We start from the raw sequence: 20,881 nt of genomic DNA, 5'->3' as shown, positions 1-20,881 counted from the left end.
GTTTAGCTTACATTACCCCCGTTTAGCTTACATTACCCCCGTTTAGCTTACATAACCCCTATTTAGCTCACATAACCCTCGTTTAACTTACATCTCCCCCCTACTTAGCTTACATTACCCCCGTTTAGCTTACATCTCCCCCATTTAGCTCACATAACCCTCGTTTAACTTACATCTCCCCCTACTTAGCTTCATAACCCTCGTTTAGCTTATACAATCCTTACTCACTATACTTTTGCGACCATTGAATAATGCAAGGAACGGGATGGATTTGGTGATAAAGAATCATTAATTCTGCCTTCCCATTTCTTTTGGATTGCTCAAAATCATATTTTTGGATGGTTTCTACCGTTCCATTGATTGCTATACTGAGACAAAGCTAATCCAACAAGACAAATTTGGGAGGAATACAAAATGGTGGATACAGGTACTAACCGGGTTAAAAGAGGAATGGCCGAAATGCAAAAAGGCGGCGTTATCATGGATGTCATGAATGCCGAGCAGGCCAAAATTGCTGAAGCTGCTGGAGCCACTGCCGTTATGGCGCTGGAGAGAGTCCCAGCGGATATCCGGGCAGCCGGCGGGGTAGCGAGAATGGCTGATCCTACGATTGTTGAACAGGTGATGAAGGCGGTATCGATTCCCGTCATGGCCAAAGCGCGGATCGGTCATTATATAGAAGCTAAGGTGCTGGAATCGCTTGGTGTTGACTACATAGATGAGAGTGAAGTGCTGACGCCGGCTGACGATGTGTACCATATCAATAAGAATGAATTCACCATCCCGTTCGTCTGTGGAGCAAGAAACCTCGGCGAAGCGCTTCGCCGGATCGGGGAAGGCGCATCGATGATTCGTACCAAGGGAGAGCCGGGCACGGGGAACATCGTGGAAGCTGTAAGCCATATGCGGATGCTGCTGGGTCAAATTCGCCGGGTACAAGGTATGCATAAGGACGAGCTGATGAACGAAGCGAAGGTATTGGGCGCACCGTACGAGCTGCTTTTGCAAGTAGCGGAAACCGGAAAGCTGCCGGTTGTGAACTTTGCCGCTGGAGGCGTAGCAACGCCAGCCGATGCTGCGCTGATGATGCATCTCGGTGCCGACGGCGTATTCGTAGGCTCCGGTATTTTCAAATCCGACTCTCCAGAGAAGTTCGCACGTGCTATCGTGGAAGCTACTACCCACTACACGGATTATGCACTGATCGCAGAAGTCTCCAAGAACCTTGGCACCCCGATGAAGGGCATCGAAATGTCCAGTCTCCGTGAGCAAGATCGGATGCAAGACCGCAGCCAATAATTAGTGAACTCTGGGGCGAGGGCTTTGCTAGCCGGAACCGCTACTTCAGCAGCAGTTCCGCCAGAGAATGAATACCCTCTTCAATGGTATCTTCGTCGATCTTGGCAAAGCCCAGCACCCACCCTTTTCTAGGCGTATTCAAGCAATAAGAACTCAGCGGATAGACGCGCAGGCCGGCCTGCAGCGCTCTATCTGTTGCTGCTTCTTCGTCAAATGAAGATTCAGCTTCCAGCAACATATGCAGCCCAGTCTCTACGCCGCTCAATTTGAAACGTTCCCCAAGACCTGTAGCTGTAATCGCCCGGGTCATCGCTTCGTGTCTGCGCCGGTAGACGTTACGGACTCTGCGCATATGCCGCATGAAATGACCGTGCTCGATAAAGTGAGCCAAAGTTAGCTGTTCCATGATCGGAAGCTGGCGGTAGATCAGGCTCTGCACCTGGGCAAGCTGGCTGATTGCTTCTTTGGAGCCAATGATCGCGGATAAGCGGATGGCGGGTGCCACCATTTTGGAAAAACTCATCATATACAGTGTGTTCTGAGGCTGCTGGCTGAACAAGGTCGGAAGCGGGCCGCCGCGATAGCGGAATTCACTGTCATAATCATCCTCCACAATCCAAAAGCGACGCTGGGCAGCCATATGCAGCAGCTGCTGCCTGCGCGGCTCCGACATAATGACACCGACCACACATTGGTGAGACGGGGTGACAAAAGCCAGTTTGGTATCGGGATGGATGTGCTCCACCTGTAGTCCGTACTCATCGATCGGAACCGGTGCTACATTCATGCCGCGATATTTCATCGTGAGTGATGCTGCCTGAAACCCCGGATCTTCCACAGACACCGTCTCGCCTTCTCTTAAAAGTCCCTGTGCAATCAAGTCCATACTGTGCTGTGCACCTGATGTTAACAAAATCTGATCAATCCCCACATGTATGCCCCGTTCAAGGGATAGATAGCGCTGGATTTGCTCGCGAAGCGGTACGAAGCCGTACGCATTGCCGTAGGTCCAATCGTCCAAGCTGCTCTCCGAGGAGGCTTGCAGGAAGGAATGACGCCAGTTTTTCTGAAAATGTTCATCCAGGTAAGGCTCGTGCGGGTTAAAATCAATGCTGATTTTCGGGGATCCTGTCCCGCTAGATCTTTCATTCACCTGCCCCAGCGCGGCGTTTAACGGAGGCAGCTCCGGCGTCATCACGGCTTGATCCGTTTCATCTTTGGAAGCGGGTAAGGTCTGGCTCCAATCACTCACCCTGGTTCCGCCGCGGCGTGACGTTGTCGTATATCCACGGCTGAACAATTCCTCATAAACAATCTGGATCGTGGACCTCGATACGCCTACCATCTGTGCCAGTTCCCGTGATGGCACTAACAGTTCGCCCGGCGCCCAATTGCCTGAAGTAATATTGTAGATCGCCTGATCCAGCAGCTGCTGCCATATGGGTCTCTCATCCTCACGATTTATCTTCAACATTGACGTTATCCTCCTGATGCATAGATATCATAATGAAATATGGACTGTTAGATTAAATAAATAATTTCAGTTTCATCAAATCCAATATTCTGTTATCCTAGCATGATCTTTCCGTTACTCGCAACCAGTGAGGAACCCGGCTAAAAACTAAAGAGCATTGCAGTCGATATTCAAAACTATCGTTGTTTTTAAGCACAAAAAAACACCGCCCAAGACTGGAAGCCTTATGGCGATGTGCTTGAATTTTATAAGGTTTGGACAAATACGCAAGCAATCTGTACAAATGAAGTAGAGCTTGGCAGCATGTTGTTGAGCCCGATTTAATATTAGAAAGCTTCTTATTTGAACCAGCCTTTTTCCTTAAAACGAGTAATCGCCTCAATCCGGTTGCCTACGTCAAGCTTATCCAGAATGACAGAAATATAATTTCGGACCGTACCGGTCGTAATATACAGCTGACTGGCGATTTCCTTGGTGTTCTTGCCGTCAGCGATCAGACCCAGCACTTCCTTTTCCCGTTCCGTCAAGGGATTAACCTCTCCGCCGTAGGCCTGATCCATCAGTTCAGGAGCATACATCCGCCGTCCGGCCATCACGCTGCGAATGGAGGAGGCCAGTTCTTCACTTGGACTATCTTTAAGCAGATAGGCATGGACTCCAGCCTTCACAGCCCGCTCAAAATAACCTGTCCGCGCAAAGGTGGTCAGAATCATTGTCTTGCAGCCGGAATTCTTCAGCGCTTCCGCCGCATCCAGACCGCTCATTGCTGGCATCTCTATGTCCATGATACAAATATCCGGTTTATGCAGCTGCACCAGCGACACCGCTTCCTCCCCGTTGCTTGCTCGCCCCACCACCTTCATATCCTCTTCCAGATCCAGCAGCGAAGCCAGCGCTCCGAGCAGCATACGCTGATCCTCGGCAATTACAATCTTTATCATGTCGTCTCCTCCTTCACCGGTTGTTTGAATGCATTGGGAACTCTTATTACAAGGGTGGTTCCTACGCCCTTCACGATATCCATCGTGCCATTTACAAATTCAAGTCGTTCTCTCATGCCTTGCAGTCCGTGACCTTTAGAATAAATGTTATCCCCCGAAATCCCGGTTCCATTGTCTTTTACAGTGATTGTCAGCTCTGTACGAGAGGGCTGAATCATAATCCAGCATGCCATGGCATTGCTGTGCTTCACCACATTGGTGACCGCTTCTTTAATGCACATGCTGAGTACATTTTCCGTAATGAGAGAGGTATTGGTTAGCTTCGGATTGCCTTCCAGTAGAAAATCGATCTCTGCCGCCTGAAGAAACTGTCTGATTCGTACCAACTCTTCCTCCAGCCGTATCCCTCGCATCTCTGTCACCATTTCCCGCACTTCCTTCAGGGCGCTCCGTGCCGTTCGGCGCACATCATTAATTTCGACAACTGCTTGCGCAGGATTCTTGTGTATTAGCTTGCCGGCGAGATCGCTCTTGAGTCCGATTAGTGAAAGCTTTTGTCCCAAGGTGTCATGCAAATCGCGGGCGATCCGCTGCCGCTCCTCAATCTTGACCAGTTCAGAGATCCGTTTGTTGGCATCCTCCAGCTGGCCCTGCAGCTTGTCCTGGTTATTGCGGTTATAGGTGGTAACGGGCAGCAGCACAACCGCGATCATACTGACCAGCACAAATGGCAGTTGGCTAATAAACACGGGATTGCGCGAGAGCAGCACGTAATTGATGGACACAATGGTGGTTAACAGATGAATGGAATATAGTGTGAAGAATCCAACCCTGTTCTGAATATTTCCGATAAAGAAAGCCAGAAACAGCGCAAAATACACATAGCCAAACAATAACGTCATCGTAATAGAGACTATAATTTGCACGCTTGTCCAGAAGTACACCAGCCAGCCTTTTGATATAAAGGATAGTACATAGCACACAAAGAACAGCATGATCATGACAACGCCGGACACCACTTGATAGGTGGAAGAAGACCGGAAAATGAAATAGAACGGAAGAATGTAGAAGACGACCCACACATAAGGGCTAAGTCCTGTGCTTTTATGAAAAATAGAATACCATTTCTGCATGTCTGCCTTCCTTTTGTTCAAAGTTATTCATCCTTATATTAGCATAAACCTGATGAGTATCGCTCCTAAGGAAAAACAAAAGGAAGAACAGCGCCGAACAATTATCTTCGGCTCTGCACTTCCTTGGGTATAGTGTTCAATCTCCCTGAAGTGTTGGTTTAGGCACAGTCAGGACTTCTGCCACGCGCTTGGGATTGCGCAGTCTGGCCTTCATCTCCTTGAAGCTCACGAAGCCTTTATTCTCCTCATCCCACAGACGGAAATGGATGGCTTTGAGACTCGTGCCGATCGTAATCGTAGTCGCCTTTTGCAATGGCGGAGTCGAGTTATGCACTTGTTCCAGTTTATAGTTAGGCACCTTAGGGCTTAAATGATGCACGTGATGGAAACCGATATTGCCGGTAATCCATTGCAGCAGCTTCGGCAGCTTGTAGTATGAGCTTCCTTCTACAGCAGCCTTCACATAGCTCCACTCGTCTTCGTTCTCGAAGTAGGAATCCTCAAACTGATGCTGTACATAGAACAACCAGATTCCGAGGAAGCCGGATACAAATACGACAGGCAGTTGCACGAGCAGGAAGGACTGCCAGCCGATGGCCCAAATGAGCATACCATACAACACAACAAGAGAAACATTGGTGAGATACGTGTTCATCCGTTCTTTGCGCTTGGCTCCCTTGGCATTAAACCGATATTGGAGCAAAAATACAGCGATCGGTCCAATGCCGAACATAACCAGCGGGTTGCGGTAAATCCGGTAATACAATCTTTTCCAAAAAGAGGCCTCAGTATATTCATTGACAGTCATGATCCAGATGTCGCCAATCCCTCTTTTATCGAGGTTGCTGCTGGTTGCATGGTGGATAGAATGGCTATACTTCCACTGCCGGTAAGGAACCAGTGTCAGAATGCCGGTAATGGTACCGACGATATCGTTCGCCCGGCGGCTTTTGAAGAACGAGCCATGGCAGCAGTCATGAAAAATGATAAATGTTCGAATCACGAAGCCTGCGGCTGGGATCGCGAACAATAGTGTAAGCCAATAGGATACGGATAGGCTGAAGTAAGCGCTATACCATAATACTACAAGTGGCAACAACGTATTTATTAGCTGCTTTATACTTCGTGTACGGTCCGTTTTCTCAAAAGGGGCTACACTTTTTTTTAGGCTGGCGAGCTGGGCTGACTGATCTTTGCGCATGGTCGTCGTTCCTCCTTGATGTATCCCCCTGGGGATCACTCTTCTGCTTCTAAGTATAGAGAAGATGATGTCACCCTTTAAGACACAAACATCAAGTAGGCAGTATGACATATGTCATACTCTAGCCCGAGACGTATGACGACCATCCCTTCTTGCTTGGATCAAATCAACCCCTTGCGGGAGTGTTCTATTGGATTTATAACCTGGGGACAGGTATACTATTTTTGTTCTATGAAGGTATTGAAATATATTTATGTTTATTAATAAAGGAGAGTTTTAACATGCCTATTAATCGTCCTCTATTTACGGATATTGACCTGCAGGAAGCGGTAGATCGCCAGTACCCAGTACGCGTCTTTCAGGATGATCATATGGTGAATTCCGGCGGATTTATTGTCCGCTTCACGGATTCCGATGTAGTCATTCAATCCCGGGTCAGTGACTTAACCTACTATTCCCGTTCGAACTGCCAGTTTTTTGAGGTCAGACCTTAGAGTCCCACTGCCTTGCATCTTAATAAGTTATCGTGCAAAAAAGTAACGCAAGGCGCGCATCTGGAGAAACAGGGTATAGTTCCGCACGGTTGGAGACACTAAAAGCGATGAGTGCCACTTTAGGCAAATTCAACCGATAATGAGGTGCCACAAGAATTCACCCCTGGCAACTCGGAGGAAGATTTAAAAGACATCGCTGCCAGGTGCAGCAGGCCGCGAATACTCGTTAACACGCGACAACATTTAATAAACTAAACGTTAAAAAGCCGGGCGACAAGACCTTAAAAGGTCATTCGTCCGGCTTTTCTATCGGCGCTATGTTGAGTTTCCTGAATGTCACTTTTTGAGACCGCTGCCCGATCTCATTTTCTCCTTCAATACGTCACGAAAGACTATCATCTTCTCGTCCGCTCTCTTCTGCTTGGAATTAACCACGGCCTGAGGCCTGAAATACTGATGATTGAAAGCCATAAGACTATGTACTGTCATATTCATGCTGGATTCATCCTCCCTTCCGTAATCTTTTCCTGTCCACACGTCCATACAATGGCTGCTTTCTTCTTTATTAACCCATATACCCTAATCTTAAACAGTTAACTGTTAAAATCCCATTTCTTGATTGCAAAAGGCAGGATAATCCCCGCGATTTCCATCCATAATATAGGCAAATTCTGTTGGGGGGAACTGCTGTGAAAATGTCAGGAGCACGACTGTGGATCGCTGCACTAGGCGGCGTCAATGAGATCGGCAAAAATATGTACCTCGTACAGTATGCCGACGATATTATTGTTATCGATTGCGGTGCCAAATTTCCCGATGAAAGTATGCTAGGCATCGACCTGATCATTCCTGATGTCAGCTACTTATTGAACAATGTCGATAAGGTACGTGGACTGGTCGTGACTCATGGACATGAAGATCATATTGGCGGTATTCCTTATCTGCTGAAGCAACTGAACATCCCGATTTATGCTTCCCGCTTGACGCTAGGTCTGATAGAAAACAAGCTGAAAGAGCATGGCATTCTGCGGCAGACAAGCCTGCACCGCATTGATGCGGAGTCAACACTGGACTTTGGCGCCATCACCACCACCTTTTTCAATACGAATCATAGTATCCCGGATTGTCTTGGGGTTGTCTTCGATACTCCCGAAGGAACCGTCGTACATACCGGAGATTTCAAATTTGATATGACACCGGTCAACAAGCAATACCCAGATCTTCACAGAATGGCTGAAATCGGCAAAAAGGGTGTGAAAATCCTGCTTTCGGAAAGTACCAATGCCGAGCGCCCAGGCTTCACTCCGTCCGAACGGTTGGTAGGAGCTCATATGGAAGAAGCGTTCAAGAATGCTGAACAAAGAATCTTTGTCTCGACCTTTGCTTCCAATGTGCACCGTCTTCAGCAGGTTGTGGATGCCGCGCATCATACGGGGCGCAAGCTCGCTCTGTTAGGCAGGAGCATGGTGGCTGTGGTCGGTGTAGCTCAAGAACTAGGATATCTGAATATTCCCGATAACATGTTGATTGAGCCTGCGGAGGCCGCCAACCTGCCGCCTGAACAATGTGCCGTGTTATGTACAGGAAGTCAGGGTGAACCCCTGGCGGCCTTATCCCGTCTGGCGAACTCCAGCAATCGGCTAATGGAGATTCAAGCCGGGGACACCGTGCTGATCGCTGCCAATCCAATTCCCGGTAATGAACGAAATGTCGCCCGAATTGTAGACAACTTGTATATTCTGGGTGCACGGGTCATCTATGGCTCTCGCAGCGAGCTTCATGTATCCGGACATGGCAGCCAGGAAGAATTGAAGCTGATGCTGACCCTCATGAAACCGGAATACTTTATTCCCGTACACGGGGAGTACCGCATGCTGCATCATCATAGCCTGTTGGCTGAAGCGGTAGGTGTAGAGCATGAGAACATTTTCATCCTCAAAAATGGTGACATTGTTGAATCTGCAGGTGGTGTTGTCAGACAGTCCGGCAAACTGACCGCAGGGCAGATTCTCGTTGACGGTCTGGGCATCGGGGATATTGGCAATGTGGTGCTGCGCGACCGGCGACAGCTGTCGGCTGACGGCATCCTCATCACTGTCATTACGCTTAGCCAGACCGATGGCCGGTTGCTGAATAGTCCTGATACCATCTCCAGAGGGTTCATCTATATCCGCAATTCGGAGACGCTGATGGACGAAATCAATCAACTGGTCACAGACACCGTGCACAAAATGAACAAAGCAGATCTTGGGCAATGGAATATTATGAAGCAGACGGTTAAGGATGTACTGGGGAAATTCCTGTATGAGAAAACTAAACGGCGGCCCATGGTTCTGCCAATCATTATTGAGGTATAACGATATCAGCGTGATTAGATCGGCAAAGAGCCTCCAAGTGACCTAAGGTCCTTCGGAGGCTCTTTAATATTGTTATTTGACCGCAGCCCAGGAGGCTTCATTAAGCTGTTCTAACTCATCGCGCGTAAGCTGGAAGGACATCGCACCGATATTTTCCTGGGCATGACGTACCTTCGATGCACCCGGGATCGCCACTACTGTATCGCCGTGATAATGAATCAGCCAATTCAGCGCGATCTGCCCTGGAGTTACACTGTATTTTTGTCCGAGGATATCCAGCGCATCTATTAATGGCCGACTGCGGGCCAGGCTTTTCTCATTCAGACCGGACATAAGCCGGCGGCTGCGGGTCAGGGCTTGAATCTGCGCCGGATCATGGTGGAAACGGCCTGTAAGTAGTCCCTGCTGCAGCGGCGAATAAGCAATGATTGAAATGCCATGCTCCTTCGCTGCCTCCAGAATTCCGTTGCGGTCAATCGCTCGGTCGAGCAGATTATATTTAACCTGATTGGAGACCAATGACAGTCCCTGCTCCTGCAGCAGACGATGAGCCGCCACCATCTGCTTCGCCGAATAGTTGCTGACGCCGACATAACGGATCTTCCCTGCTTTGACCAACCCCGCCATCGCCTTCATCTCCTGTGCGATGCTTGACAAGGAGAATGGCTGGTGAATTTGGTACAGGTCAATGGTTCGTCCACCCAGGCATTTAATCCGCTCCTCAATCGTCGAGGTAATCGATCCTGCAGTACGGAAAAGTGGCCACCACTTGGTCGCGATCAGCGGAGCCGCCTGCGGACTTCCCTCTTGCCGCAACTGGTCGAGAACGTGTGCCAAGGCTTCCTCTGATTTGCCTCCACCGTAAACCTCTGCCGTATCCACCCAGTTCATGCCGCCTTCAAGGCTTACCCGCACAATCTCGAGAATATCACCTTCATTCAGATTGCTCCAATAGCTGCCTACCAGCCCGCTTCCCCGGCTGAACTGCCAGCAGCCCAGGCCGAGTGGCGAGACGGAAAGTGAAGACTGACCCAAGGGGCGCAGCTTCACCGCTGTCACGTTCTGCTCCATCATGCATCCTTCTTTCCCCGCTATGAAATAAAAAACATGAATATGATTACGCCTAACATATCATTTATTTCCTGTAATTAGAAGAGAACATTATTGCTGGATCAGTTTGAGGAAATTCACCGGCTTTTCCTGCAAGGTGAGAGTGTATGAACTGCCCTTCCATCCTGCTGTAAAGCCCAGCGCCTGTGCAAGCTGAGCTGCAGGAACCATCGAGGTGTAGCTCACCAATATGCTCTCGCCCATGGGGATGGTTCTGCCATCTCCCAGCTTGTAATTCCCATCCTGAAGCACAACTACTTTGTCATCCTTGGTCAATGTCATGTTGCCGCCCGTCGACCCGATGGTATAACCCAAACTTTGGGCCACATCTCGCAGCGGCACCAGCACTTTGCCCTCCCGGAAAATCGGCGGCTGAATGGGTTCCACAGTCTGGCCGTTGATAATCAGCGTTACGGGCTTCAAAAGGGGTGAAACCGTAAAAGGACGGGAATCCAGGGCACTGATGCCCAATTGACCGAACATGTTCGTGCCCCAGGATGCAACCGTTCCATCTTTCAGGACCGCATACTTGCTATTTTCACCTGTGGCAAAAGATACCGGCGACTGCAGCCCTTTAATCTGCCTCGGCTGTGTTAGACTAAGCTGCCCGCCAGAGTCATACGTATGACTCCATGTCCAGACTGTGCCATCCTTACGGACAGCGGCAAAACCGTTCAGCTTCAGCTCCAATCTGGAGATATTGCTGGGTGATGTAACTTGCTGAAGCGACTTCTGATTCGTCCCTGCTCGCCATATCCAGTATTCACCTTTCTGGTTCCGCACGAGGTTGATGGAGCCGTCCGTGTCTATAGAAGTTATGCCAGAAAGCGAAGACATCTTCTGAAACTTGATTGGATAGCTGGGAACCCCGGAGTCACCACTGTTCCAGCCGCCGACCGATGACCATACTGCTCCGCTAGACGTCAGAGCGACCAGGCTGTCACGGTTGATTACCACTGACTTTACATTGTAAAGACCGTTGACCAGTGTAGGCGTCTTTGGCAGACCTGTGTTATCATCTGGCGCCCCGCTTCCCCATACCCATAAGGTACCATTATCCTTGAGCGCGGCTCCGCTGCCAATCCATTTGATTCCACTTAAGCCCGGCACCTTCTCTGCCGCAGGCAGAGCGGTATATCCGGCTTCTAAATCTGCTGGTGATTTCCATTCCCAGACGGTCCCGTCTTTTTTCAACGCCAGCACGCGGTCTGTTCCACTGCTCAGAGCAACTACATCCGTCAAGCCGGACACATTCTGTGGAAGCAACACCTCTATACTCTTTCCTGTCACGGTTGCGCTGCCCTTCTTTTTAAATCGGCCCCAAGCCATAACGGTTCCATCTTGCTTAAGTGCCAGGTAATATCCTCTTCCGAGGACAAGATCTTTGGTCTGATCCAAGTCTGCTACACGGTGAGGCGTGATCGTCCAACCTTCGGGGCCTGCAACACCATTGGCAAATTGTCCATTGACATTGCTGCCCCAAGCCCATACGGTACCGTCTTGACCAAGCGCAAATGAATTCCCACCCCAGAAGCCCGGAGAGGCAACTACCTTCTTGATATTTGAAAGCTTTGCCGCAGCCGGAACTTCCGCTGCCCCAGCAGCTTGAGGTACGGGTACCCACAGTAATGCTATGCATATTACAACACCAAGCATGAGGCATTTCGATGCAGATAACTTCATCGCCTAATCTCCTTCTTATTCAGATTATGGTATAATTATCCTGACTGAACAATTCCTATTATAACGAATGACCGCAGCTCCGTCCTACATAAGAAGACAAATGATATAGAATACATTAAAATAACAAACAATACCTATATAAGCCGACCAAAAGAAATGAACATAAAACGAAGATGAGCGAACGGGGAAGTAAAGAACGGTAGGTGCGAATCGCTCGCCTGAAAGCTTTCCATAGGAAAGCTGGCACCTGAACAGAGAATATCAAAAATTAGCACCTGAACAAAAAATATCAATAGATTTTAACCACTATAAACAGTGCATTCCTCTTCACCAGTCGTCTTATAAAAGTGAAAAAGAGGGGTCACCTTCCCAATTAACAGCATTTTTGCACCTTATTTTCCTCCAAAATAGGTAAATAAGGGAAATAAAGGCATTATTGTATCTTATTTTTCGAAAAAGCATGCTGAACGGGGTATTTGGGATGATTTAAGGTACAATATTGCACTTAATCTCCACTAACTGGTATCTGCAAGAGGATTTAAGGTACGAAATTTCCGTTAATTACATTTTGATCCTTCATATACAAGCGCACTTTTGGGGCTGTGTTTGTGTGATTGGTTAGGGAGGCAGAGCTACTTTTCATCATAATCTTAATTTCACTCATCTAGGAGGACAATATGTTCAAAATTCTCGGATTTATCCTGTTATTTCGATTTATCGGCAATCCTTTTCTTGCCCTACTGATTCTGCTAATCATTCTGTATGTATTGGATCGCCGTTTTGTCGGCATCTTGCCAAGCATAGCAAAACCCTTCCGCAGATCACGGCAAATCTCCAAGCTGAGAACTGCTATTTCGCTTAATCCTAATGATGTATCATCCAAATTTGAACTCGCCCGATATTTGTCAGAACGCAAAAAATTCAACGAAGCCAAGAAATTACTGCAGGAAATTGAAGATCGCTATGAGCAATCCGCCGAATATTGGGTTGAGCTTGGTCACGTAAATTTGAAGCTGGGCCAGATGGAGGAAGGCGAGTCACAGGTACTGAAAGGACTGGAAATTAACCGCAGAGCGCAATACGGCCAGCCTTATCTACGATTAGCCGAAATCTTCCGTCATACGGACCGTGACAAGGCGCTTCACTATGTCAGCGAGTTTCAGGAGATCCAATCTTCCTCCAGTGAAGCTTATTATCTGGCTGGCTCGATGTACCGGGCGCTGGGAAGAGAAGAAGAAGCAAAGCGTGCTTTTGCAGAGTCCACAGCGATCTACCGCTCGCTTCCCAAATACAAGAAGCGCCAGGAACGCGGCTGGGCACTGCGTAGCTATTTTGCCAAAATGCGATAGAAGGCGATCTTCCTACATCCATACGCATAAAAAAAGAAGACCTCCGGAATCCACATTTCACGTGGACCCCCGGAGGTTCTTTGCCTATATCTTTATTTCACCGTCAGCGTAAATTCAAGCTCGGGAATGTATTTTTTCTGGTCTTCCATCCAAATGAAGGGCTTCACTATGAGCGTTCTGGGCATCGGGTCAAAAGGTTCGAACGTGATGGTATACGTTGTCACGCCTTCATGTCCGTATATACTCGCCCCCATATAGACGGGACCGCGCCCCTGCTCATCGATAAGCTCAAAATTAATATTAAGGAACCCGTGAATTTTATATTTCTCCCGTAATCTTTTTATTACGTCACCCATCGCTTCTCCCGGCTTATTCTTGAACTCCACCACCAGCAGGGTAGTCGTCTGGCTTAGCTCTAACCGCTTGATGCGCATTTGGATAGGATCATCACTTTTAACTTCGGTGGGGGTGAGTACAATACTATCCGCAGTCTTCTTAGTAACAGGAATCGTGAAAGTAAAGTCCTGCTTCAGATCGGCCAATCTTACCACCATCTTGAACTCAAATTGATCCGGCACTTGCACGTCTTCAAAAGTGGTCACGATAAGAGAGTTCGGAGACTCCTCACCACCGGAGGACAATCCCCAAGCAGTATTCACGAGCTCCCCGTTGACATAAAAGTCAATATTATTGACTACACTTCCAATAATAATCTCCCTCCACGTCTCCATAAATGTTGCACCAGAAGTATCCGGTGACTCACGGCTAAGTACCAGGGACAAGCGGCTTCCATCATACATCAGCTCCGATACCCCCAGCGTCACGCCTTGGTGAGTAACGGTCTGATCCACGCTGTGAGTCAATCCCCGCTCTGATGCATTGCGAAGACCAAGATCTCCAGCCAACTGGAACACACTCTTCACAAAAGGAATCTGCTTAAGGGTCTCCGCCATAGCTGGCGAGAAGAAACCCAGGACAATAAAAAGCAAGCAGGCTACAGCCACACTCCCCGTCCCAAGGAGCATACGGCGCAACCACCGTCGCTTCTGTTTTACTAAACCGTGGTTTTGGGTAGTACTATCCAGCATTTGATAAGTGATGTCCATTCTACTACGAACGGATCCCGGTACTTCTTCAATGGGAGGACTTTTCAAACCGGCAAGTTCAGCCTCAAAATCGGGATTGTTCATACGTTGACCTTCCTTTCTGCTGGGTCTGCCAGCCACTGGTATAATGTCTTTCTGGCCCTATGCAGCCTTGTCTTGATCGCGCCTTCAGACAGCTCCAGGATGTCGGCAATTTGGCTAAGTGGCAGATCCTGAAAATAATGCAGGATAACAATATTCCGCGAGATCTCCTCCAGCTGATAAACGGCTTCGCGCAGATCGATATGCTCGTAGTCAGGACTCACTCTATGCAGGCCGGGCAGCTCGGCCATCACGACACTTTTGGCACTCTTGCGCAAGATTAGATTGCATTCATTAATCAATATGCGTAACAGCCATGTTTTGAAAAACAATGGCTCCTTCAGACCGCCAATCGACTGATAGGCCTTGAGCACCGTCTCCTGCATGGCATCCGCACAGTCCTCATCCTTTTTCACAATAGCTTTCGCCACTGTATACATTTGCAGCTCCAGCTCTTTCACAAGATGGATGAAAGCATCTTTATCCCCGGCTTGGGCACGCCTGACCTCTTCTGTCACATCTGTTTCCAACTGTAAAGCCACCATTCCTTTTCCACTCATTTCCTATTGCTTATGCTGATTAGATGTCCGGGAAGGGAAAAAGGTTTCTCTTTATTTGTAAAAAACAAAAAAAGAGAGAGTCCCGTTAACAGCCAGTGGCTACGAGACTCTCTCTTTATAAGTAAGTGCAGCATTCTCACAAGGCTCCAATCTGGACCCTCTATGACGATAATCTACACATTTAGTGTATTCGATTTCTCCTCAGTAGCGCTAGAGCTGCCAGGGAATGGCCACCAGTTGGCCCGCCCGAATATCTTCACCATCACCGGCACGAAGAACGGCAGGAAGATGAAGGCATACAGGGCCAAGCCGGCAAGTACTACGGTAGCAATTTGCATCATCGACAGCACGCCTGATGGGAACATCGAGGCAAAGGTACCGCCCAGAATGATTACTGCTGACAAAATGACCGTTCCCATGTTGCGCATGGCATGCAGAATGGCTTCTTTGACATCCCATGACTTGTTCTCATTGAACCGGGCCATGAGGAAGATACTATAGTCGACGCCAAGCGCTACCAGCATTACAAAGCTGAAGAATGGCGTAGACCAGGTGATTCCGGAGTAACCAAGCATGTTCACGAAGATTGCTTCCGTCATCGCCATTGCCGTAAAGTAAGTAATCACGAGCGACAAGATCAGGTATAGCGGCATGATAATGGAACGGAGCAGTAGCACCAGGATGATGAATATACCGCCCAGCATCAAGATCACTGTACGGCTATAGTCCGCATTGGAGATGTTCTGCAAGTCGTTATAGGTGCTGGTTACACCGCTAATAGCAATTTCCGCATTCTCCAGCTTGGTTCCTTTCACCGCACGTTCAACAGCGGATTGAATATTGCTAACACTGTCAATGGCTTCCTCGCTGTAAGGGTTTTGAGCGAACACAATATCAAGGGTCATAATCTTGCGGTCATGTGTCAGGTAGTTGTCGAACACCTGCTGGATGCCATCGGCTTTGAGGGCCTCATCCGGCACAAAGAATCCGCTTAGTTCATCATCCTTGGCGTCACGGATCTGGTTGAGGAAATCCTGTGCTGAGCCAAGACCGCCGGAAATCTGCTTCAGTCCATCAGCACTATCGCTAAGTCCGGCAGTTAACTTGCCGATCTGGCCAGTTAGCTGGCCGAAGCCGTCCGCCAATTGCTTCTGTCCACCTTGCAGCTGATCCAGACCGTCCGTAATCGATGGAATCTTCCCAACGATCTGACCTTGACCGTCGGCAGCCTGATTAAGCCCCGATTGAAGCTGACCAATACCGGCTACAAGCTTCTGCAAGCCTTGTGCCAGTGCAGTCTGGCCAGCTACAGCCTTGGCATAACCGGCGTTAGCTTCCGTCAAGCCGCCAGCTGCTCCCTTAAGGTTCTGCGAAATCTGGCCGAGGCCTGCTGCCAAGCCTGCCGCACCGGCCCCGGACTGAGTCACTGTACCTTTAATCGTCTGGTAATTGACATCCTGCAGCAGATCCGGATAGCTGGTTTCCAGCCCAGCAAAGGAAGTGCTCAGGCCATTCAATGCCGTTGCCACACCCTGTAATTGGCCTTGGATCTGGCCAAGCCCCCCATCCAGTGCTGTCAGACCAGCACCGATCTTCTTGTACCCGGCAAGCAGCGCCTGATTGGCGTCTGCCAGTTGCTGCGCACTTGCCGCAGCCTGCTGAAGTCCGGCCTTGATCTGACCGGCTCCGGCAGAGCCGCTCTTAATGCCGCTCTCAATCCGGGACAGTCCATCGCCAAGGGCGACAATCCCGGCTTTCAAGTCGGCCGTTCCTTCCGTCAGCTTCTCGCTGCCGGATACGGCTTCAGCCAGCTTGGGCGCATTATCACTAAGCTGCTTGCTGGCTTCGGACAAGCCGCTCTGAATCTTGGACAAGCCGTCATTCGTCTTGTCCAGACCCTCTGAAAGCGTCTTGACCTGTGTAGGAATCAGGAAATCATTGATCGCTTCGCCAGCTGGACGCGACATACTGCGAACGGTTTTGATTCCCTCTACCTTCTCCAGCTCACGGCTGATCTTCTCTGCAAGTCCGATGTATTCCGTATTGTCCATACGGTCATCATTCTTGATCACGATTTTGCCTGGCATGGATTCACCAGGACCGAAGCTTTCGGATATAATATTGAAGCCTTTGACCGAAGCATAGTTCGAGCCGATCTCATCCATGCTGTTAAAGGACAGCTTTCCATCGTAAGTGACCAGGAAAGGCACAACGATGGCTGCTACGATCAGCAGTGCTGCCCAAGGTCTTTTCAGGGAGAAGGAGCCAGCCGCCCCCCAGATTCGACTTTCGCTGTGTTCCAGCTTGCCGCGTGACGGCCAGAACATCTTTTTGCCCAGGACAGCCATAAAGAAAGGTACTACCGTCACAAGCGCAAGCAGCATCACTGCAATGCCCACAGCTACGGCAACTGCCGAGCGATACAGCATGAACTTGGAGAAACCGATAGCTACAAAGCCCACAAATACAGCAAGCCCGGAGTAGAACACCGTTCCGCCTGCTTTACGATAAGTCTCAATAATTGCAGTCTTGGTATCTGCCGAAGCCGCCAGCTCTTCCTTGAACCGGCTGATCAGCAGGATACAATAATCCGTCCCGATCCCGAACAATACGGCGACCATAAAGATCTGTGTGAACGTGGATAACGGGAAATCATAACGATCGACCAGAAACGCTACAATCGACTGGGCTACCACATAACTTAGTCCTACAGTCAACAGCGGCACAAATGGAGCCACGAATGACCGGAAGACCACAAACAGAATTAAAAGAATGAATACAACAGTTATATATTCCGATTTCTTCAGCCCCGCTTCGGAGCTGGCAATCGTGTCTTCGGTAATCAAACCTTCACTTGTAAGGTAATGATCGGCGTCCACATCTTTCAGCAGCGCGTCTACTTTACCCGGAAGCACCTTGACGTCTTCATCACTGCCACCGACAAACAACGCCACCATAATCGTTTTGCCATCCTTGGCAATCAGTGTGTCTTTCAGCTCACTTTGCGAGAAAGGGTCGGTAATGGAATCCAGCTTGAGATCAGCTTTGTTCTGATTCAGCTTCTCCACGCCCTGCTTGATGCTCTCCATTTCCTTAGCCCCAATGCCTTGTGGCTTGTTGAACACAAGCGCCACCTGATGGAGCGTCTCCCCGCCCTTGGCCTCAGCGGCTTCTTTCATAATCTCTGCTGCTCTGGATGAAGAATATCCCGCCGGAACCGCAATCTGTCCCTTCTCTCGGACTAGATCGGACATTCCCGGCGCCGTCAACATCATTACAACAGCCGCTGCAATCCAGATCACAATGATGGCCCATCTGGCCTTAAGTATGGTTTTCAATCCTCTTTCCCTCCTGAGTCCTGCATCATTCTTGCCAACCTCTCGAACATCATAATGAAATTCTCAATCTCTTTCTCTCCAAAATGGGAGAAGTACGGCGACACCGTATCCATAACATGCTTGCCTGCCACTTCAAATACTTCACGCCCTTGCTCGGTCATTGAGAGGTAGACCTGTCTCCGGTCATTCTCGTCGCGTGTACGCACCAAAAGCCCCGCATCGACCAGCCGGTTGCTGATTGCCGTAATCGAGCTTTTACCTACAGCAAACGATTCGGCCAGATATGTGGAGGTGCAGCGCTCCTTCCCGTTGATCAGTCGCAAGATCAGGTATTGGTCTGTCGTAAGTCCGCCAGCGATATTATCCCTGATTTGAGCACTGATATTTCTTGACACCGCCAGGTAGGCATCCAAATAACGGTTTATCCACTGTTCTGCCACTTCATCCAAAGCTTAATCCTCCTTACAACCCCACAATAGTTCACGTGTAGAATAGTTTCACTATAGAACTATATGACTTCAGCACTCAAAAGTCAAATGTAATGACGTGGTGCTTGTATTTGCATGAAAAAAAATGACAGGCCAACAAAACTCCTTGGCCTGCCATTCTATGTCGTTCAGGGTGAGGTTATTCCTCATCCTCAAATTCTTCAACCTCATATACGCAGCGAAACATCTCAATTCCGGCAGCATTCACACCGAGACTATAGACCATAAAGCCCAGGGCCCGGTAGAAATCGGCCGCTATCTCATCTTCGGTCTCTGCCAGCAAGTAACGCGGCTCTCTAGCAGTAAGCAGCTCCAAAATCATTCCACGCGCATACCCTTTGCCCCGATTCTCCGGCAGTACGGCAATATGACGGATATCCAGTGAGCCATCTTCTGTTTCCTCAAATCCTACCAGACCAAGAAGCAATTCTTCCTCTTCCCAGCCAAACAACTGCAACCCGGATGAATTGCGGTATTCCTCCGAAGTCTGCTGAAGAGCCTCCGGCTCTCCAATCACCGCGTACTCCAGCAGTTCATTCACTTCAGGTGTTCCGATGCGTGGTGTTAAATCAATCAGCATGTATGTAATCCCTCCATCTTATGAATTCCTTCCAGTTCTTCTCCCCAGCCGGATTACAGCATAGCCAGCCCATACTCCCAACATATTCAGCAGCAGATCATCCACATCGAAGCTTCCAACATGCAGAAGCATCTGCAGACATTCCAGCAGCAGAATAACAGGGATCATGACCAGCGCCAGCCTGACCGCAGAAGATAGCTTGTTCCAAATCAAGGGCAATAACAACCCAAACGGAACAAACACAGCCACATTACCCAACAAGTTCACCGCCCGATTCCAGAGAGAAAGGCGGTTCCCCATATCCAGATAAAGAGACACGGTCTTCCATGGTACCAGATTATATCGCCAGGGTCCACCCGTATGCACCTCACGACCAAAACCGAGGAACATCCAGTAGAGCAGCATAGCACTGTATAAAATTTGAACAGCCTGCACCACGCGCTTACGTCTACGCCTGGGTCCGGATTCTGGAAGGAATCTCAACGATGCTTATCTCCTTCAATAACCTCAATGCTGCCATCGCTTTTGCCAATAATTGCACAGTCGGCAATGCCTATGAAGAGACCGTGTTCCACAACCCCCGGTATGCCTTGCAATGCCTTGGCCAGCTCTGGCGCCGAAGAGATTGCTCCGAAATGGCAATCGGCAATGTAATTACCGTTGTCGCTCTTGTACAGCTCCTCGCCGTTACGGCGCAACACCGGCTCGCAGCCGAGCTTGGCGAGATCACCCAGCGTCCATTCCCAAGCGAATGGAACAATCTCTACAGGCAACGGGAACTTGCCGAGTGTCTCCACCGCCTTACTCTCATCAGCAACCACGATCATGCGCTCGCTTCCCATGGCAACAATCTTCTCGCGCAGCAAGGCGCCACCGCCACCTTTGACCAATTGCAGCTTGCCGTCCAACTCGTCCGCCCCGTCAATCGTGAGGTCCAGGCGGTCAATGTCACCGAAACCCACTAGTGGAATACCCAGTTCACGTGCCTGATCCTCGGAAGCCTGTGACGTGGCGACTGCTGTAATCTTCAACCCTTCAGCCACTCTTTCGCCTAGCTTGCGAATCGCCCAGTAGGCTGTCGAACCAGTACCAAGGCCGACCTTCATGCCATCCTTCACAAATTCTACTGCTTTTTCTGCCGCTAGCTGCTTTACATTGACGCTCATTTTATTCCCTCCACATTTCCGTTATAATATTATGATACAAAAACTATATAAGATGAACAAAAGAAAGTAACAAAAAGCAAGAAGGAACGAAGGGGGAAGTTTGGAACTGTAGGAGCGTAGCGCTCGCCTGAAAGCTTTCCTCAGGAAAGCTCGCATCGGAAGCATAAGCTGTGTCCAGATTTCAACCGCTAGAAGCGGTTTATAAAAAGAAATCTGGACACAACAGCGACCGGAAGTCCAAACATTCCACCGTAGTGACGACCAAGCCTTATGTTAGGATCTTAAGTTCATCTTATATAACCAAACTCCAGGAGGAGCAAGATGAGAACAGAGAACCAAATCCAATCCAAAATCAATGAACTGACCCTGCAACGCAGATCGCTGGAATCACGCCTTGCGCCTTTGGCAGCGGATGATACCCAGCGGATTTCATTGCAGGCCCAGCTTGTACGACTCGAAGATATGATTCTAATGCTGGAATGGGTCCTTAACGCGCCAGTTGGCAAATATCACGCCTGACG

19 protein-coding genes are annotated in these 20,881 nt (G+C 49.2%); 5 read left to right on the top strand and 14 right to left on the bottom strand.

The genetic code is table 11. The features are described 5' to 3' along the window. Nucleotides 1-417: 417 nt before the first annotated feature. Nucleotides 418-1,299 carry a pyridoxal 5'-phosphate synthase lyase subunit PdxS gene (pdxS, locus tag AC3Y23_RS19195; RefSeq protein WP_489980828.1) on the top strand — a complete coding sequence of 294 codons (882 nt, stop codon included), beginning with the start codon at nt 418-420 and terminating at the stop codon, nt 1,297-1,299. Between the two features lie 40 nt (nt 1,300-1,339). Here pdxS and pdxR read toward each other — a convergent pair whose 3' ends face one another. From pdxR to desA, 4 genes are all read right to left on the bottom strand, one after another. After that, nucleotides 1,340-2,773: a MocR-like pyridoxine biosynthesis transcription factor PdxR gene (gene pdxR, locus AC3Y23_RS19190; protein ID WP_379201871.1), complete on the bottom strand. Its 1,434-nt coding sequence runs from the start codon at nt 2,771-2,773 to the stop codon at nt 1,340-1,342. A 338-nt stretch (nt 2,774-3,111) separates the two neighbouring features. Then, nucleotides 3,112-3,714, bottom strand: coding sequence for a response regulator (locus tag AC3Y23_RS19185; protein ID WP_379201868.1), 603 nt, complete (start codon nt 3,712-3,714; stop codon nt 3,112-3,114). Beyond that, the gene (locus tag AC3Y23_RS19180) at nt 3,711-4,847 is read right to left on the bottom strand and encodes a histidine kinase (RefSeq protein ID WP_379201903.1); all 1,137 of its coding nucleotides are present in this window, start codon (nt 4,845-4,847) and stop codon (nt 3,711-3,713) included. The genes AC3Y23_RS19185 and AC3Y23_RS19180 overlap by 4 nt, the downstream gene beginning before the upstream one ends. Before the next feature lie 136 nt (nt 4,848-4,983). After that, nucleotides 4,984-6,048, bottom strand: a complete 1,065-nt coding sequence (desA, locus tag AC3Y23_RS19175) for a Delta(5) desaturase DesA (RefSeq protein WP_379201866.1) — start codon at nt 6,046-6,048, stop codon at nt 4,984-4,986. 281 nt (nt 6,049-6,329) lie between these two features. Here desA and AC3Y23_RS19170 point away from each other — a divergent pair, with 281 nt between their 5' ends. Continuing rightward, nucleotides 6,330-6,542, top strand: coding sequence for a hypothetical protein (locus AC3Y23_RS19170; RefSeq protein WP_379201864.1), 213 nt, complete (start codon nt 6,330-6,332; stop codon nt 6,540-6,542). A gap of 336 nt (nt 6,543-6,878) precedes the next feature. Here the strand turns inward: AC3Y23_RS19170 and AC3Y23_RS19165 are convergent, their stop codons facing one another. Further along, complete coding sequence (locus AC3Y23_RS19165) at nt 6,879-7,037, bottom strand: hypothetical protein (RefSeq protein ID WP_379201862.1); 159 nt, start codon at nt 7,035-7,037, stop codon at nt 6,879-6,881. Nucleotides 7,038-7,231: 194 nt separating this feature from the next. Between AC3Y23_RS19165 and AC3Y23_RS19160 the strand changes: the two genes are divergently transcribed. After that, nucleotides 7,232-8,899, top strand: a complete 1,668-nt coding sequence (locus AC3Y23_RS19160) for a ribonuclease J (protein ID WP_379201860.1) — start codon at nt 7,232-7,234, stop codon at nt 8,897-8,899. 72 nt (nt 8,900-8,971) lie between these two features. Here the strand turns inward: AC3Y23_RS19160 and AC3Y23_RS19155 are convergent, their stop codons facing one another. Together AC3Y23_RS19155 and AC3Y23_RS19150 are read right to left on the bottom strand one after the other, a co-directional pair. Next, complete coding sequence (locus AC3Y23_RS19155; protein WP_379201858.1) at nt 8,972-9,970, bottom strand: aldo/keto reductase; 999 nt, start codon at nt 9,968-9,970, stop codon at nt 8,972-8,974. Nucleotides 9,971-10,060: 90 nt separating this feature from the next. Then, nucleotides 10,061-11,692, bottom strand: coding sequence for a stalk domain-containing protein (locus tag AC3Y23_RS19150; protein ID WP_379201856.1), 1,632 nt, complete (start codon nt 11,690-11,692; stop codon nt 10,061-10,063). A 677-nt stretch (nt 11,693-12,369) separates the two neighbouring features. On the opposite strand from AC3Y23_RS19150, the gene AC3Y23_RS19145 reads away from it, so the two are divergent. Beyond that, nucleotides 12,370-13,041 (top strand): tetratricopeptide repeat protein, encoded by a 672-nt coding sequence (locus AC3Y23_RS19145; RefSeq protein ID WP_379201854.1) that lies wholly within the window; start codon nt 12,370-12,372, stop codon nt 13,039-13,041. 92 nt (nt 13,042-13,133) lie between these two features. Here AC3Y23_RS19145 and AC3Y23_RS19140 read toward each other — a convergent pair whose 3' ends face one another. The 7 genes from AC3Y23_RS19140 to rpiA all read right to left on the bottom strand — a co-directional run bounded on the left by AC3Y23_RS19140 (nt 13,134) and on the right by rpiA (nt 20,360). After that, nucleotides 13,134-14,231, bottom strand: coding sequence for a DUF4179 domain-containing protein (locus tag AC3Y23_RS19140; protein WP_379201852.1), 1,098 nt, complete (start codon nt 14,229-14,231; stop codon nt 13,134-13,136). Continuing rightward, entirely contained in the window at nt 14,228-14,773 is a 546-nt protein-coding gene (locus tag AC3Y23_RS19135; protein WP_379201850.1) for a sigma-70 family RNA polymerase sigma factor, read from the bottom strand. The genes AC3Y23_RS19140 and AC3Y23_RS19135 overlap by 4 nt, the downstream gene beginning before the upstream one ends. 188 nt (nt 14,774-14,961) lie before the next feature. Then, nucleotides 14,962-18,126 (bottom strand): MMPL family transporter, encoded by a 3,165-nt coding sequence (locus AC3Y23_RS19130; RefSeq protein ID WP_379201848.1) that lies wholly within the window; start codon nt 18,124-18,126, stop codon nt 14,962-14,964. Then, complete coding sequence (locus AC3Y23_RS19125) at nt 18,123-18,566, bottom strand: MarR family winged helix-turn-helix transcriptional regulator (protein ID WP_379201901.1); 444 nt, start codon at nt 18,564-18,566, stop codon at nt 18,123-18,125. Before AC3Y23_RS19125 ends, AC3Y23_RS19130 begins: the two co-directional genes overlap by 4 nt. Nucleotides 18,567-18,753: 187 nt before the next feature. After that, a complete protein-coding gene (locus AC3Y23_RS19120) occupies nt 18,754-19,194 on the bottom strand; it encodes a GNAT family N-acetyltransferase (RefSeq protein WP_379201846.1) in 441 nt (146 codons plus the stop codon). 18 nt (nt 19,195-19,212) lie between these two features. Next, nucleotides 19,213-19,677: a VanZ family protein gene (locus tag AC3Y23_RS19115; RefSeq protein WP_379201844.1), complete on the bottom strand. Its 465-nt coding sequence runs from the start codon at nt 19,675-19,677 to the stop codon at nt 19,213-19,215. Next, the gene (rpiA, locus tag AC3Y23_RS19110; protein WP_379201842.1) at nt 19,674-20,360 is read right to left on the bottom strand and encodes a ribose-5-phosphate isomerase RpiA; all 687 of its coding nucleotides are present in this window, start codon (nt 20,358-20,360) and stop codon (nt 19,674-19,676) included. Before rpiA ends, AC3Y23_RS19115 begins: the two co-directional genes overlap by 4 nt. 321 nt (nt 20,361-20,681) lie before the next feature. On the opposite strand from rpiA, the gene AC3Y23_RS19105 reads away from it, so the two are divergent. Beyond that, complete coding sequence (locus AC3Y23_RS19105; RefSeq protein ID WP_379201840.1) at nt 20,682-20,879, top strand: hypothetical protein; 198 nt, start codon at nt 20,682-20,684, stop codon at nt 20,877-20,879. Nucleotides 20,880-20,881 lie beyond the last annotated feature (2 nt).

Source organism: Paenibacillus sp. MAHUQ-45 (genome assembly GCF_058133325.1).
This window is presented reverse-complemented; position numbering and strand designations above follow the sequence as displayed.